The sequence below is a fragment of the Rhizobium gallicum bv. gallicum R602sp genome (assembly GCF_000816845.1).
Classification (GTDB): domain Bacteria; phylum Pseudomonadota; class Alphaproteobacteria; order Rhizobiales; family Rhizobiaceae; genus Rhizobium; species Rhizobium gallicum.
In genome coordinates, this window is record NZ_CP006877.1 from 2874147 (window position 1) to 2890006 (window position 15860).

Below are 15860 nucleotides of genomic sequence, written 5' to 3' on the forward strand. Positions count from 1 at the left end.
ATGCCAACAGCACCCTCCGCCGCTCGAGGTGGATGGTGCTCAGATACTTGCCGTTTATCGAGGCTCAAAATCGCGGTACGCCCTTCATTCGTCGCCACCATAATGCAAGGCTGTGAAAAAAGTTCCCGCATATACTGGAACTTTTTTAATAGCGCGACGTTTCCACTACATTAGAGCCAGTTATGGCCTACGGACGGGAGTTTTTAATGACACTTTCTACTCGAATTGCGCCGCATCTTCCTTATTTGCGTCGCTATTCCCGCGCGCTTACAGGCACCCAGACTTCGGGTGATGCTTACGTTGCCGCAGTTTTGGAAGCGATCATCGCCGACATATCCATTTTCCCGGATACCGAGAACGACCGCGTCGCACTCTACAAACTGTTCACGAAACTGTTTGGTTCCACTGCCATCCAGATTCCCGAACCGGCGTCGCCCTACGCCTGGGAGCAGCGTGCGACCGTAAACCTCGGCAAGGTCTCGCCGCTTGCCCGCCAGGCCTTCATCCTCGCGTCGGTCGAGAATTTCCGCGTCGGCGAAATCGCCGACATCCTCGAGAGCGACGACCAGGAAGTGATGAGCCTGCTCGACAAGGCCTCGCAGGAGATCTCGCGCCAGGTGGCAACCGATATCATGATCATCGAAGACGAACCGCTGATCGCAATGGATATCGAGCAGATGGTCGAAAGCCTGGGCCACAAGGTGACCGGAATCGCCCGGACGCATTCCGAGGCCGTGGCTCTTTACAACAAGACCAAGCCGAAGATGGTCCTTGCGGATATTCAGCTTGCCGACGGCAGTTCCGGCATCGACGCCGTGAACGACATCCTGAAGACATCGAGCGTGCCGGTGATTTTCATCACCGCTTTTCCAGAGCGCCTTTTGACAGGTGAGCGGCCGGAACCGACGTTCCTGGTCACCAAGCCCTTCAATCCAGACATGGTCAAGGCTTTGATCAGCCAGGCGCTATTCTTCAATGAATCCACCAAGGTTGCGGCATGAAGCTGAACCGTCAAAGCGACGGAACAAAGCCAATAGCGAGGCGTTCCCAGCTAGCTGGGCCGCTCCGGCAACAGCTTTAACGGTTTCTCCAACGCTTGGTCATAATATGACCAGCGGGGTTCCTGAAATGGCAACCTCTTTCCAGCTGCGCAATAAGGATAGAAGGAAAGGCGGCCTGGTGAATACGACAGAACCATTAACCGGCAAGCCTTTCGCGCTGGAGGGCAAGTCCGCGATGATGGAGCGGGCGCTAAGCAGCGCCGGAATTTCGATTCTCTTCCAGGATTCCACGCTGACACTTTCCTACGCCGAAAATCTTCCCCGCCATTTCGCCGAACTGTTTTTCGCCGGCGGCAGCGACAGCGACCTCTTCGGCCAGGCACACGGCGATTATCTGAGGACACTCAAGTTCAAGGTGCTCGAAACCGGGACGGCGACGAATGCCGAGATCGATATGGACGTCGATGGCGAGGTTCGGACCTACGAACTCAAAGTGCAGCGCATCAATAACGAGGGCTCGCTCGGCATTCTTTCTGTGATCTCCGAGGTCACCGAGCTGCGACACCGTGAAAAAGTGCTGAAATCGCTGCTGCGCGAACTGTCGCACCGCTCGAAGAACCTGCTCGCGATCATTCAGGGCATCGCGACGCAAACGGCCCGCAATACGCTGTCGCTCGACAGCTTCCTTGCAAAGTTCCGCGGTCGTCTTCAATCGCTTTCCAACTCGCAGGATCTGATTACCGATTCCAGCTGGCGCGGCGCCTATCTCTTCGACCTTGCGGAAAAGCAGTTCGCACCCTATTGGCCGGAAACGGCAGGCTCCATGCCTATCTTCGGCATCAATGCGCATCTGACACCTAATGCCGCCGTACATCTCGGATTGGCGCTTCATGAGCTCATCGTCAATTCGGCATCCTATGGCGCAATTGCAGGGGGCGCGCCTTCGATCACCCTGAACTGTAAGGAAGCGAAGCACAACGGCAGGAAGGCGATCGAGATCGCGTGGGTGGAAATCCTGCCGAACCGGACGGAGATTCACGAGTTCAGTGAAAACAGCTTCGGCAAGACCGTGCTGGAACGCGTCGTTCCCTCATCCATGAGCGGCAAGGCGGAGCTCCGGCTCGTTCCTGGCCGCATCGAATATTACCTGCAGATTCCCGAGACTGAATTCGAAATCCTCAAGCGCCCCTGAATTTCGCAGTGCCGGCTCACAGCAAAAAACAGCCAGTGCGAGGGCGGCGCACTGGCTGTTTTCACTCATCGGGAGGGGACCGTGAGTAATCCGGATGATGGGTTGGGGGCGCGCATGTTGGGTCGATGCGATCATCATCCGGATGCCGCAATAACGACCGCGTTGGCCTTTGGTTCCGTCGGATCCGAAAAAAATTGAATTTTTATGAATCTTTTTTGCAAGGTGGCGAATCCCTGCGTTCGTCGATGATGGGCATACGCCCTCCACGCTGCGACCTAAAATAACAAAAACAGACACTTATGCGAATATCGGTTTCAAAATTTTACCGTTTGATAAATTTTTTATCCTGAGTTACGCTTTCCCTCACTAGCCGTTTACCAATAATGAGGGAACTTCAATGGAACGACTGGAAACTGGGATTCATTCCGGCCGACTTTCGACCGCCGAGTATGAAACTAATTTTTCCGATCTGCATCCGCGCCTTGACAAGCATGAGGCGCTGGTGGCCGCCGACCGCTGCTATTTCTGCTATGACGCGCCGTGCATGACGGCCTGTCCCACCTCCATCGACATCCCGCTCTTCATCCGTCAGATCGCAACCGGCAACCCGATCGGTTCGGCCAAGACGATCTTCGACCAGAACATCCTGGGCGGCATGTGCGCCCGCGTCTGTCCCACCGAAGAGCTCTGCGAACAGGCCTGCGTGCGCAATATCGCAGAGGAGAAGCCCGTGGAGATCGGCCGCCTTCAGCGTTACGCGACTGATACGGCCATTCATGCAGGCAGGCAGTTTTATGAACGAGCCGCCTCGACCGTTAAGAAGATCGCCGTTGTCGGCGCCGGCCCGGCCGGCCTTGCCGCCGCTCACCGTCTTGCGGTGAAAGGCCATGACGTCGCCATCTACGACAGCAAGTCGAAATCCGGCGGCCTGAATGAATATGGCATCGCCACTTATAAAGCCGTCGACGACTTTGCCCAGAAAGAAGTGGATTACGTGCTTTCGATCGGCGGCATCGAAGTCCGCCACGACCAGCAGCTTGGCCGTGATTTCTCGCTTGCCGATCTGCAGTCTCAGTACGACGCCGTCTTCCTCGGAATCGGCCTTGCCGGTGTCAATGCGTTGCGCGTCGATGGCGAGAACCTGCCGGGTGTCGATGACGCGGTCGATTTCATCGCCGATCTGCGTCAAGCCACGAACAAGGCGGACGTTGCCGTCGGCCGCCGCGTCGTCGTTCTCGGCGGCGGCATGACCGCCATCGATGCGGCCGTTCAGGCCAAACTGCTTGGCGCCGAAGAAGTGACGATTTGCTACCGCCGCGGCAAGGAGCACATGAACGCCTCGGAGTTCGAGCAGGACCTCGCGACGTCCAAGGGCGTCATCATCCGCCACTGGCTGGCGCCGAAGTCCATCCTGTCGCAGGACGGCAAGGTCGCCGCGATCGAGGTGGAATATACCAAGCTCGCCGACGGCCGTCTCGTCACGACCGGCGAAACCGGCGTCATCGCCACCGATCAGATTTTCAAGGCGATCGGCCAGACTTTTGAAGCATCCGGTCTCGGTTCGCTGCGCATGGAATCCGGTCGGATCGCCATCGACGGCGAAGGCCGCACCTCGCTCGACGGCGTCTGGGCGGGCGGCGACTGCGTCTTCGGCGGCGATGACCTAACCGTATCTGCCGTCGCGCAAGGCCGCGATGCTGCCGAATCCATCAACCGTACGCTTGCTGCCGGTGCGCAGCCAGCCGTCGCCGTCGCTTGAGGAGAATGAACAATGGCTGATCTCCGCAACAATTTCGTCGGCATCAAGTCGCCCAACCCGTTCTGGCTCGCCTCCGCGCCACCGACCGACAAGGCCTATAACGTCGAGCGCGCCTTCAAAGCGGGCTGGGGCGGCGTCGTCTGGAAGACGCTCGGCGAGGAAGGCCCGCCCGTCGTCAACGTCAACGGCCCGCGCTACGGCGCGATCTGGGGCGCCGACCGCCGCCTCCTGGGTCTCAACAATATTGAGCTCATCACCGACCGCGACCTTTACACCAACCTGCGCGAAATGAAGCAGGTGAAGATGAACTGGCCGGACCGCGCCCTGATCGCCTCGATCATGGTTCCCTGCGAGGAAGATGCCTGGAAGGCGATCCTGCCGCTCGTGGAGGAAACCGGCGCCGACGGCATCGAACTCAATTTCGGCTGTCCTCACGGAATGTCCGAGCGCGGCATGGGCTCCGCGGTCGGGCAGGTGCCGGAATATATCGAGATGGTCGTGCGCTGGTGCAAGCAGTACACGCGCATGCCGGTCATCACCAAGCTGACGCCGAACATCACCGACATCCGCAAGCCGGCACGCGCTGCCAAGGCCGGCGGTACGGACGCCGTCTCGCTGATCAATACGATCAACTCGATCACCGCAGTCAATCTCGACACGTTTTCGCCTGAACCGTCGATCGATGGCCGCGGCAGCCATGGCGGTTATTGCGGCCCGGCGGTGAAGCCGATTGCGCTCAACATGGTGGCTGAGATCGCCCGCGATCCGGAAACCTTGGGCCTGCCGATCTCCGGTATCGGCGGCGTGACCACCTGGCGCGATGCGGCCGAGTTCCTGGCGCTCGGCGCCGGCAACGTGCAGGTCTGCACCGCCGCCATGACCTATGGCTTCAAGATCGTGCAGGAGATGATCACCGGGCTCTCCGACTGGATGGACGCCAAGGGCCACAGGTCGCTCGACGATATCACCGGCCGCGCCGTTCCGAACGTCTCCGACTGGCAGTATCTGAACCTCAACTATGTCGCCAAGGCGAAGATCGACCAAGACGCCTGCATCAAATGCGGCCGCTGTCACATCGCCTGCGAGGACACCTCGCATCAGGCGATCACGCAGTTCGTCAACGGCGTGCGCCATTTCGAGGTGATGGAAGACGAATGCGTCGGCTGCAACCTTTGCGTCAACGTCTGCCCGGTCGAAAACTGCATCACCCTGGAAGCCCTGCCCGCCGGCGCGCTTGACAAGCGCACGGGCCGTCCCGTCGACCCGAACTACGCCAACTGGACGACCCACCCGAACAATCCGATGGCAAGACAGGCGGCAGAGTAAAAGACGGTCGCGACCTCGCAAGACTGCGGCGATGCCCTCATCCGGCTGCCGCCACCTTCTCCCCGCAGGCGGGGAGAAAAAGCATGCCGCACCGTTTGGGCATTCTCGACCTTGAGCATGGTACCTACCCTCTCCGCGCATGTAAGGGTGAGGGCAACATGGCGCCCGCAACTAAACCGCGAACGACTTCCTGTAGGCACTCGGGCTTGTCCCGAGCCGCTTGCGGAAATGATGCCGCATCGTCGCCAGTGTGCCGAAGCCGCTGGCGGCGGCGATGTCGTCAAGCGATGCGGCGAGTTCTCTTTCCAGGAGATTGCGGGCGTGGCGAAGCCGCTCTTTGAGCAGCCATTCGCCCACACTGAGGCCCGTGGACTTTTCGAAGCGGCGCTGAAAGGTGCGCAGGCTCATGCCCGCCCTTTGCGCCAGCAGGCTGATCGACTGCTCCTCGTCGAGCCGCTCTCGCATCCATTGGAGCAGCGGCCCTAGCCGCATTCCCTCCCGCTCTTCGAGCACGGGCGCGCTGATGAATTGCGCCTGCCCGCCTTCGCGATGCGGCGGAAGCACCAGACGGCGCGCCACACTGTTTGCGGCTTCTGCGCCAAAATCACCGCGCACGACGTGCAGGCAGAGATCAATACCGGCCGCACTGCCCGCGGCAGTCAGGATACTGCCCTCGTCCATGTAGAGAACGCTCGCATCGAAGGCGATCTGCGGATAGCGCGCTGCAAGCGACGCGACATAGCGCCAATGCGTCGTCGCACGCCGGCCGCTCAAAAGACCGGATGCGGCAAGCACGGCAACGCCGGAGCAGAGCGACATAATACGGGCATCGCGCTCATGAGCCTGACGCAGCGCATCGATCAACGGCTCCGGCACCGGCGCATCGATCGACCGCCAGCCCGGCACGACGATGAGATCGGCTTCGGCCAGAACCTCCAGGCCGCGATCGACCGAAACGCTCAATCCGCCCGCAGCACGGAGCGGCCCCGGTTCGACGCCGCAGACCGAATAATGATACCAGCCCTCGCCCATTTCAGGACGCGGAAGACCGAAGACTTCGTAGGCAATACCGAATTCGAAAGTGCATAGCCCGTCATAGGCAAGCACGACGACATGCGGACGTCTGAGCGAATTTGGCATGATCTTTACGCTAACCGTCATTAAAGCCAATTTCGCCATGCCATAACATCGGCGATGGTTGGCGGCAACTCGAACCGTGAAAGGAAAACCATGCCGAGCCCCGTCAGCGAAACACCCGCCGCCTCCCCCGAGGAAACCGCCGCCTACTACGCCCGCAAGCTCGCTTTCGAAACGGACTGCTGGGACGTCCAGGCTTCCATTTCCTCGGGCAAGGCCGACTTCGTCCTTATCGACGTTCGATCCCCGGCACTCTTTTCCCGCTCGCATGTGCCGGGCGCGATCAACCTGCCGCATGGCAAGATGACCGCCCACCGTATGTCGGAGTGGCCGGCCGATACGCTCTTCGTCGTCTATTGCGCCGGGCCCCATTGCAACGGCACCGACAAGGCGGCGCTGCGCCTGGCGCGGCTCGGCCTCTCCGCCAAGGTCATGATCGGCGGCATGACCGGCTGGGCTGACGAGGGCTTCGCCTTTACGAACGGTGAAGCCCCAATGGCCGCGCAGTGACGGACCTCCATTAACGCTATTGCGGATGCGTTTTTCGCAAAATGAAGCTATGGTTCGTTGCGTTTGGGCCGCAGTGGGAGGAATAGACGGTTTTGGAACGAACCAAAGATCTGAACAGCACCTCCTCGCGCGCAGAAACCGGCGCGGTTGCGCCCGCATCGTCGCCCTCTGCCCGTCCGGGGGTCGTGGCAGCTGCCGTTTACCAGCAAGGACAGCGCATCCGCGATATCCGGATAGAAGAGGCCGGCGAATGGCGAACGCACGAGAATGCAGTCGTCTGGATCGGCTTGCACGAGCCGGACGAGATGCTGCTGCACCAGGTACAGGCCGAATTCAATCTCCATCCACTGGCGATCGAGGATGCTGCCCAGCCGCATCAGCGCCCGAAGCTGGAGATTTATGGCGACGCCATGTTCATCGTTGCCCGTACCGCCCACATGAAGGACGGCGAAATCGTCTTTGGCGAAACCCATCTTTTCGTCGGTCGAGGCTATGTCGTTTCCGTGCGCCATGGCGCATCGTCCTCTTACCTGGCGGTGCGGCAGCGGTGCGAGGCGACGCCGGCCGCGCTCGCCCATGGGGAGAACTACATCCTCTATTCCATCCTCGATTTCATCGTCGACAACTACATGCCGGTGATCGAAGTGGTGCAGGAGGAAGTCGAGACGCTCGAAGATCTGATGCTGCGCGAACAGCTTACAAAGGTTGATATCGAGCGCCTCTACATGCTGCGGCGCAAGCTGCTGCGGCTGCGCAATGCCGTCGTGCCGCTTGTGGACGTCTGTCGCCGCTATGAGCATATCGACCTTCCGGGTATGGACTCGACGCTTCAATCGCTGTTTCGCGACGTCACAGACCATGTGCGCCGCGTCCAGGAGGATATCGACGCGCTGCGTGAAGTCCTCGCCTTCGCCTTCGAAGCCAGCGTGATGATCGGCCAGACCGAACAGACAGCGATTGCCCGCAAGCTCGCCGCCTGGGCAGCCATCCTTGCTGTTCCGACAGCGATCGCTGGTATCTACGGGATGAATTTCAACGATATGCCGGAACTGAAATTCCAGTACGGCTATTTCGTGGTGTTGGGCGTGATCGCAACCTTGTGCGTAACGCTCTTCGCCTTGTTCCGCCGGGCGAAGTGGCTGTAGCCGGGGCTCCCGCCAGAATGCTCTGACGGGAGTGGCCAACCCGGCTCAAAACTCGATGACGATCTTTCCGAAGGGGCCGCGATTAAGGTGCTCAAGCGCCTTTGGCAGTTCGTCGAAGCTGAAGCGCTTGTCGACCACCGGCTTCAGGCCGGTGCGGTCGACGGCGCGGACCAGGTCCTCCAGCGCCCGGCGGTGTCCCACGCTGAGGCCCTGTACCGTCGGCGACTTCAATAGAAGCGATTGCACCGGCGCGGACAGATCGAAGCCATCCATGACACCGATCACCGAAATCCGGCCGTTGACCGCCACAGCCTTTAGTGACTCGCCGAAATTGACGCCGGCTGCGATTTCGAAGATATGGTCGGCGCCGTAATCCTCCGTCAGTTCGAGGACGCGTTCGGCCCAATTCTCCCTGCCGATCCCATGATCGGCGCCGAGAGCGCGGGCGCGCTCGAGCTTCTCGGCATTTGCCGAGGTGATGATGACCTCGGCACCATGCATCTTGGCAAGTTGAAGACCGAAGAGCGCCACCCCTCCGGTTCCCTGAATGACCACCTTGTCGCCCGCCTTCAGCCTGCCGAGTTCGATGAGCGCGAACCACGCCGTCAGACCTGCGCACGGTAGCGTGCTCGCTTCACCGGCATCGAGCGTCTTGGGCGCGTGAACGAACCAGTCCTCGCAAAAGGTCACATACTCGGAAAGCACACCCGGATAATATCCGCCGAGCGTCTTGTAGGGCGGGTGGCGGGCATCGCCGAGGCCTGGCCCGTTGATGCGCCCGGGAAGAAAGGTCGTGATGACGCGGTCGCCCGGCTTGAAGCGCGTGACGCCGGGGCCGACAGCTTCGACCACGCCGGCAAGGTCCGATGCCGGAACGAACGGAAACTGCAGCGGCAGACCCATGCCGGTCTCCAGCACCAGCTTGTCGCGATAGTTCAGCGATACGGCCTCGGCACGGACCAGCACCTCGTTGCCGGTCGCCTCTTCGACCGCCGCCTCACGCACCATCAGATTCATCGGTCCGATATTGTCGATCGACCATTGCTTTGCCAACATTCTTCTCACTCCATTCGGTTGACGGAGCCGAAGCATATCGTTGAAATTTGATCGACAGTTGCGTTATTAATTCCACAAAATGTTTCCCTGAAGGATACAATATGGAACAGCTCAAAGGCATATCGGTGTTTGTCGAGGTCGCGGAAGCAGGCGGCTTTTCCGCAGCCGCCGAGCGCCTTCATTTGACGCGCTCAGCCGTCGGAAAGACGATTGCACGGCTGGAACAGAGGCTGGGTGTGCGCCTGTTTCACCGCACGACCAGAGCGCAGAGCCTGACGGAGGAAGGCCAGTTCTTTTACGAGCACTGCCTGCGCGCCGTCGAGGAGATCACGCGTGGCGAAGCGCTTCTCGAAAGCGGCAAGCGGGAGGTGCGCGGGCGTCTGCGGGTCACAATGCCGGTTCTTTTCGGCCGTCAGTGTGTGGCGCCGATACTCATCAAGCTTCTTGACGAACATCCGCATCTCGAACTTGATCTTTCCTTCAACGACCGGATCGTAGATCTGGTCGACGACGGCTTCGATATTGCGGTGCGCAACGGCCCTCTCGGGGACTATCCCGGCCTGATGGTGCGCGTCATCGCCCAGCAGCGCATGACGGTTTGCGCCTCTCCGGGCTATCTCGAACGCCGCGGCATTCCAGCCAAGCTCGAAGATCTCGAAACCCATGACGGCATCGTCTATGGGAGGCAGGATCGAAACCGCACCTGGATATTCCCGACAAACGCCGAACCCTTCCGGCAGGTATTGCCGCGATCGCGGCTGCGGCTCGACGATCTTGCCACCATCGCCGATGCTGCGGCACAAGGCGTCGGCCTTGCCTGGCTACCGTGCTGGCTCGTGCGGGACCGCGTTGCATCCGGCGAGCTTCGCCGGGTCTTGACCGATATTGCAGCTGTTGCCTTTGACGCCAATGTCGTCTGGGTAAAGTCGCCTGCAATGCAGCCGAAGGTTCGGCTCGTGATCGACACCTTGGCCGCAAAGCTCCCGGCTCTCATGAGTTAGCTAAGAAAGTCTCGGAACCCACTGAATTTTTTGGTGTATTCACTGGAAATAGTGCATTTCCGCCGTATATCCCTTTCCTTGTTACGCCGAAATGGGGTAACTGAAACGGAACCGGAGTCTCCTGTCTCGTGAGCAAAGCCTGCAACGGTGCGGACCTGACGAATTGCGACCGGGGAGCTCACCTTCAGCGCGCCGCCATCCAGCCCTTCGGTTTCCTGCTTACGGTTTCCGCCGACTGGAGAATCGTTCGCGCGTCGGCCAATCTCGAACAGTTTCTGGGCGTAGGTTGCGAACAGGTGCTTCGGCAGCCCCTTTCCGGCATCATCATGTCCAGGACGCTGCACTCGATCCGCAACCGGCTGACCGTCATCCGAGGTCCGGTCATGATCGAGCGGCTATCCGGCATCGCCTTTGCGGAGGGCGGCCCCATTTTCGACGTGGCTCTGCACTGCATCGAGGGTGGGATCGTCATCGAGGCCGAACCGTCTCAGCGCGAGGGCCAAGGCGGCTCGACGCTGTCGATGGCCGCCATGATGGCGCGCATCGATCAAGCGCAGACCCTGGAAGCCTTTTTCCGCGAGAGCGCCCGGCAAGCGCGCGGCATTACCGGCTTCGACCGCGTGATGGTCTACCGCTTCGATGACGAAGGGTCCGGCGAAATCGTGGCGGAAGCCGCAAGATCCGGCATAGGATCCTTGCTTGGCCTTCACTTTCCGGCCACCGACATTGCGGCCGAGGAGCGCGCCTTCTATGCCCGCAATCTCTTCCGCATCACCGCCGATGTCGATGCAGCGCCGGTTCCCGTCGTCCCGGAACTCGACGCGCACGGCCGGGCAATCGATCTCTCGCTGTCGCTCCTGCGTGTGGCGCCGTCGGCCCATATCGACCATCTGAAGGACTTGGGCGTCGGCGCCTCGTTTTCGGTTCCGATTGTCGTGGACGGCAGGCTCTGGGGCCTGTTTGCCTGCCATCATTATGCTGCCCGCCTGCTCCCCGTCGAACGGCGCTTGACGGCGGAACTCTTCGCCCAGATGTTCGCCTCGCGGCTCCAAACCCGGGAGTGCCGGCTAGCGCTGGAATTCGAAACCGGGGCGCGAAAGGTCGTGGAGCGGCTGTTGGCCGCGGTTGCGGACAATATCGGCCTGCCCGATGATCCGGCCTTGTTGGCCGAAGTGCTTGCGGGCGCTGTTCCAGCAGACGGCATCGGCGTCTGGATCGATGGCCGCACGGCGCTTTCAGGGCTCGCTCCCTCTCAGCAGCAATTCTCTGCGCTCATTGATACGCTGAACCGCAAGGTATCCGGCCATGTGTTCGCGACCGATCGTGTTGCCGAACTCTGGCCCGAGGCGGAATTGAATGGCGACGTCGCCGGACTGATGGGCATTTCCACCTCGCAGCCACCGCGCGATTATATCGTATTCTTCCGCCAGGAAATGCTGCGAACGGTGCATTGGGCTGGCGGTTCGCCAGGGCCAGCAGAACACGACGCCGACAGCCACGCCCTCACCTTCCACAAGAGCTTCCAGGCCTGGTCCGACCTGATGCGCGGACGATCGCTGCCGTTTTCCGCGGCCCAACGCCATGTCGCGGAGACGATCGGCGTGGCGCTTCAAGCCATTTCCCGCCTGACCGGGTGAGGCAACACCACTGAAGAGGGCGGTCAGGTCGGGCGAACCATCAGCCCGCCGATGAAGAGCTGCTCGAGGAAGCGCGCCGCATCCTCGAAGCGCCCTGCCCCGGCATGCTCCTGTCCGAGCACGGCGCGCACCTGGACGTCGAAGTCGGCATAATGCTGCGTTGTCGACCAGATCGAAAAGATCAGATGGTAGGGATCGCATTTGGCGATCTTGCCGGCCTTCGCCCAGGCGCGGATGACCTCGGCCTTCTCATCGACGAGTTGCTTCAGCGGGCCCTTCAGCTCGTCTTCGATATGCGGCGCGCCCTGCAGCACCTCGTTTGCAAACAGCCGGCTTTCGCGAGGAAAGTCGCGCGCCAATTCCAGTTTGCGGCGAATATAGCTGCGGATTTCGGTCTCCGGATTGCCCTCGGCATTGAAGGCGCGAAGCGGCTCAAGCCAAGTATAGAGCACACGGTCGATCAGCGCCCGGTGCATCGCCTCCTTGGTACGGAAGTAATAGAGCAGGTTCGGCTTCGACATGCCGGCCACCTCTGCGATCTGGTCGATCGTCGAGCCGCGAAAACCCCTGGCGGAAAACACATCGAGCGCAGCTTCCAGAATCTGCTCTTCCTTCTCCTCCTGGATCCGCGTGCGCCGCTGTGTCTTCGCTGCTCTCGGAATTGCCATCTGGCTCTCGTTTCCCCTTGAAATTCAATTGCTTCAGTCGAACGGTTCCTTCTGCCGTCCTTTTGAGCAACTCCCTGCAATTTTGTCTGAATTTTTCCTGATTTTCGTCTTGAGCCCGGCGCGGGAAGCTGTAATGTTTACCAATCGGTCAAATTATCTGTCAGATGCAAAACAAAGGCAACTGGCGATTTTCCGGCGTAACAAAACAAACAAGCGCGCCGGTAATTGACGATGGGAACAGACGGCGCATGTTCTTTGCATGACCGTGAAAAAACAGGTGAGGATTTCAGACATGGTGGCAGCACCAGGCGAGAATATGCGCGTCAACGGAGACCGTCTCTGGGACAGTCTCATGGACATGGCAAAGATCGGCCCCGGGATTGCCGGCGGCAATAATCGCCAGACACTGACGGACTCCGATGCCGAAGGCCGCAGCCTCTTTCGCACATGGTGCGAAGCCGCGGGCCTGACCGTCGGCGTCGACAAGATGGGCACGATGTTTGCAACCCGTCCTGGCACCGATCCGGATGCGCTCCCTGTTTATGTCGGCTCGCATCTCGACACCCAGCCAACCGGCGGCAAATATGATGGCGTGCTCGGCGTGCTTGGTGCGCTCGAAGTCGTCCGTACGATGAACGACCTCGGCATCAGGACGAAGCACCCGATCGTCGTCACCAACTGGACCAATGAGGAAGGCGCCCGTTTCGCCCCGGCCATGCTCGCCTCCGGCGTTTTCGCCGGCGTTCACACGCTGGACTATGCCTATGGCCGCAAGGATTCCGAGGGCAAGACGTTCGGCGACGAGCTGAAGCGCATTGGCTGGCTCGGCGACGAAGAAGTCGGCGCCCGCAAGATGCACGCCTATTTCGAATATCACATCGAGCAGGGTCCGATCCTCGAAGCTGAGGAGAAGCAGATCGGCGTCGTCACCCACTGTCAGGGCCTCTGGTGGCTCGAATTCACGCTGACCGGCAGGGAAGCCCATACGGGCTCGACGCCGATGAACATGCGCGTCAATGCCGGGCTTGCGATGGCGCGCATCTTCGAGATGGTCCAAGGGGTCGCCATGAGCGAGCAGCCGGGCGCCGTCGGCGGCGTCGGCCAGGTGCTCTTCTCCCCGAACTCCCGCAACGTGCTGCCCGGCAAGGTGATCTTTACCGTCGACATCCGCTCGCCTGACAAGGAAAAACTCGACCGCATGCGCGCCAGGATCGAGGCCGAAGCGCCGAAGATCGCCGATTCACTGGGCGTCGGCTGTTCGATCGAGGCGATCGGCCATTTCGAACCGGTGACCTTCGATCAAAAGCTCGTCACTGCCGTGCGCGGCGCCGCCGAAAGGCTCGGCTACAGCCACATGAACCTCATCTCCGGCGCCGGCCACGACGCCTGCTGGGCTGCCAAGGTGGCGCCGACGACGATGATCATGTGCCCCTGCGTCGGCGGCTTGTCGCACAACGAGGCGGAGGAGATTTCCAAGGAATGGGCGACCGCCGGTGCGGACGTGCTGTTTCATGCCGTTGCCGAGACGGCGGAGATCGTCAGATGACGGCCGATGCGGATGCCGATCTGAATACCATGACGCATGCGGAATTGCTTTCGGCAGCCCGCGCCATGCGCCATGCGATCCGCACCCACCGGGATACGTCCATGCACGAGCTCTGTTGGCATCACCCCGACATGTGGGCGCTTCTGCCGGATCCACCCACCGGCGGCCAGATCGTGCCGGATTGGCCCCAATTCATGCGCGGCTGCATCCGCTACCGCCAGTCATTGGATAAACAGCTTGCGCAGGCACCGCGCAGCGCCAGGGAGTTCGGAGAATGAGCACAGTCATCAAGGGCGGAACCATCGTCACGGCCGACCTCACCTACACGGCCGATTTGAAGATCGAAGACGGCAGGATTGTCGAGATCGGGCCGAACCTTTCCGGCAATGACACGCTGGATGCGTCTGGTTGCTACGTGATGCCGGGCGGCATCGACCCGCATACGCATCTCGAAATGCCGTTCATGGGCACCTACTCCTCCGACGATTTCGAGAGCGGCACGCGCGCGGCCCTTTCCGGCGGCACGACGATGGTGGTCGATTTCGCCCTGCCCTCGCCCGGCCAGTCGCTACTTGAAGCGCTGACGATGTGGGATAACAAATCGACCCGCGCCAACTGCGACTATTCCTTCCACATGGCGATCACCTGGTGGAGTGAGCAGGTCTTCAATGAGATGCAGGCCGTCGTCCAGGATAAGGGCATCAACACCTTCAAGCATTTCATGGCCTACAAGGGTGCGCTGATGGTGGACGACGACGAGATGTATTCCTCCTTCCGGCGCTGCGCCGAACTCGGCGCGCTGCCGCTGGTCCACGCCGAAAACGGCGACGTCGTCGCGCAATTGCAGGCAAAGCTCATGGCCGAAGGCAACAACGGCCCCGAAGCGCACGCCTATTCCCGGCCGCCTGAAGTGGAAGGCGAGGCGACCAACCGCGCCATCATGATTGCCGACATGGCCGGCTGCCCCGTCTATATCGTCCACACTTCCTGCGAACAGGCGCACGAAGCGATTCGCCGCGCCCGCCAGAAAGGCATGCGCGTGTATGGGGAGCCGCTCATCCAGCACCTGACGCTCGACGAGACGGAGTATTTCAACAAGGACTGGGATCACGCCGCCCGCCGCGTCATGTCACCCCCCTTCCGCAACAAGCAGCATCAAGATAGCCTCTGGGCCGGCCTTGCCTCCGGCTCGCTGCAGGTCGTCGCGACCGACCACTGCGCTTTCACGACCGACCAGAAGCGTTTCGGCCTCGGCGACTTCACCAAGATCCCGAACGGCACCGGCGGCCTTGAAGACCGCATGCCGATGCTCTGGACCTATGGCATCAATACCGGCCGGCTGACGATGAACGAATTCGTCGCCGTGACCTCGACGAACATCGCGAAGATCCTCAACATCTATCCGAAGAAGGGCGCGATCCTCGTTGGTGCCGACGCGGATCTCGTCGTCTGGGACCCGAAGCGCGCAAAGACCATCACCTCGAAAAACCAGCAGTCGGCCATCGACTACAACGTCTTCGAAGACAAGCAGGTTACCGGCCTGCCGCGCTACACGCTGACGCGCGGCGTCGTCGCCATTGAAGAAAACACGATCAAGACCCGCGAGGGCCATGGCGAATTCGTCAAGCGCGAACCGGTCACCGCCGTCAGCAAGGCGCTGTCGACCTGGAAGGAAGTCACCGCGCCGCGCAAGGTCGAGCGCACCGGCATTCCGGCAAGTGGCGTGTGACCGGAAGGGATGTCGAGCGTGCGGGATACCCCCTTTTCCCCCTTCGTGACATCTCCCCCGCAAAAAGGGAGAGCGAAAACATGCGGCTACCGCATCACCGGAGTTGAACGACACATTGCACCCGGCGCTTCCATGGGGATCGACGAGCGTCCT

General features: G+C 60.8%; 14 protein-coding genes. 11 read left to right on the plus strand and 3 right to left on the minus strand.

All coding sequences use genetic code 11. The features are described from left to right. The first annotated feature begins 206 nt into the window (after window positions 1–206). The 4 genes from RGR602_RS14235 (at window position 207) to preA (ending at window position 5278) form a co-directional block, all read left to right on the plus strand. Window positions 207–1001: a response regulator gene (locus RGR602_RS14235; protein WP_039845642.1), complete on the plus strand. Its 795-nt coding sequence runs from the start codon at window positions 207–209 to the stop codon at window positions 999–1001. A gap of 238 nt (window positions 1002–1239) precedes the next feature. Further along, window positions 1240–2193 carry a sensor histidine kinase gene (locus RGR602_RS14240; protein ID WP_052451650.1) on the plus strand — a complete coding sequence of 318 codons (954 nt, stop codon included), beginning with the start codon at window positions 1240–1242 and terminating at the stop codon, window positions 2191–2193. Between the two features lie 397 nt (window positions 2194–2590). Beyond that, a complete protein-coding gene (locus tag RGR602_RS14245) occupies window positions 2591–3952 on the plus strand; it encodes an NAD(P)-dependent oxidoreductase (RefSeq protein ID WP_039845643.1) in 1362 nt (453 codons plus the stop codon). Window positions 3953–3964: 12 nt separating this feature from the next. Then, window positions 3965–5278, plus strand: a complete 1314-nt coding sequence (preA, locus tag RGR602_RS14250; protein ID WP_039845644.1) for an NAD-dependent dihydropyrimidine dehydrogenase subunit PreA — start codon at window positions 3965–3967, stop codon at window positions 5276–5278. A gap of 171 nt (window positions 5279–5449) precedes the next feature. Here preA and ftrA read toward each other — a convergent pair whose 3' ends face one another. Continuing rightward, the gene (ftrA, locus tag RGR602_RS14255; RefSeq protein WP_039845645.1) at window positions 5450–6439 is read right to left on the minus strand and encodes a transcriptional regulator FtrA; all 990 of its coding nucleotides are present in this window, start codon (window positions 6437–6439) and stop codon (window positions 5450–5452) included. Window positions 6440–6508: 69 nt separating this feature from the next. Here ftrA and RGR602_RS14260 point away from each other — a divergent pair, with 69 nt between their 5' ends. Together RGR602_RS14260 and RGR602_RS14265 are read left to right on the plus strand one after the other, a co-directional pair. Continuing rightward, window positions 6509–6925 (plus strand): rhodanese-like domain-containing protein, encoded by a 417-nt coding sequence (locus RGR602_RS14260; protein WP_039845646.1) that lies wholly within the window; start codon window positions 6509–6511, stop codon window positions 6923–6925. A gap of 92 nt (window positions 6926–7017) precedes the next feature. Continuing rightward, window positions 7018–8070, plus strand: coding sequence for a magnesium and cobalt transport protein CorA (locus RGR602_RS14265; RefSeq protein ID WP_039845647.1), 1053 nt, complete (start codon window positions 7018–7020; stop codon window positions 8068–8070). 45 nt (window positions 8071–8115) lie between these two features. Here the strand turns inward: RGR602_RS14265 and RGR602_RS14270 are convergent, their stop codons facing one another. Then, on the minus strand, window positions 8116–9126 hold the full coding sequence (locus RGR602_RS14270) for a zinc-dependent alcohol dehydrogenase family protein (protein WP_039845648.1): 1011 nt from the start codon (window positions 9124–9126) through the stop codon (window positions 8116–8118). A 101-nt stretch (window positions 9127–9227) separates the two neighbouring features. Here RGR602_RS14270 and RGR602_RS14275 point away from each other — a divergent pair, with 101 nt between their 5' ends. Together RGR602_RS14275 and RGR602_RS14280 are read left to right on the plus strand one after the other, a co-directional pair. Further along, window positions 9228–10127, plus strand: coding sequence for a LysR family transcriptional regulator (locus RGR602_RS14275; RefSeq protein ID WP_039845649.1), 900 nt, complete (start codon window positions 9228–9230; stop codon window positions 10125–10127). Between the two features lie 128 nt (window positions 10128–10255). After that, entirely contained in the window at window positions 10256–11764 is a 1509-nt protein-coding gene (locus RGR602_RS14280) for a GAF domain-containing protein (RefSeq protein ID WP_052451566.1), read from the plus strand. Between the two features lie 23 nt (window positions 11765–11787). Here the strand turns inward: RGR602_RS14280 and RGR602_RS14285 are convergent, their stop codons facing one another. Further along, a complete protein-coding gene (locus tag RGR602_RS14285) occupies window positions 11788–12432 on the minus strand; it encodes a TetR family transcriptional regulator C-terminal domain-containing protein (RefSeq protein ID WP_039845650.1) in 645 nt (214 codons plus the stop codon). A 292-nt stretch (window positions 12433–12724) separates the two neighbouring features. Here RGR602_RS14285 and RGR602_RS14290 point away from each other — a divergent pair, with 292 nt between their 5' ends. The 3 genes from RGR602_RS14290 to hydA are packed head-to-tail and all read left to right on the plus strand — an operon-like array spanning window position 12725 to window position 15707. Next, window positions 12725–13978, plus strand: a complete 1254-nt coding sequence (locus RGR602_RS14290; protein ID WP_039845651.1) for a Zn-dependent hydrolase — start codon at window positions 12725–12727, stop codon at window positions 13976–13978. Continuing rightward, window positions 13975–14256 (plus strand): hypothetical protein, encoded by a 282-nt coding sequence (locus RGR602_RS14295; RefSeq protein ID WP_039845652.1) that lies wholly within the window; start codon window positions 13975–13977, stop codon window positions 14254–14256. The genes RGR602_RS14290 and RGR602_RS14295 overlap by 4 nt, the downstream gene beginning before the upstream one ends. Further along, on the plus strand, window positions 14253–15707 hold the full coding sequence (gene hydA / locus RGR602_RS14300; RefSeq protein WP_039845653.1) for a dihydropyrimidinase: 1455 nt from the start codon (window positions 14253–14255) through the stop codon (window positions 15705–15707). The genes RGR602_RS14295 and hydA overlap by 4 nt, the downstream gene beginning before the upstream one ends. The last annotated feature ends 153 nt before the right edge of the window (window positions 15708–15860 follow it).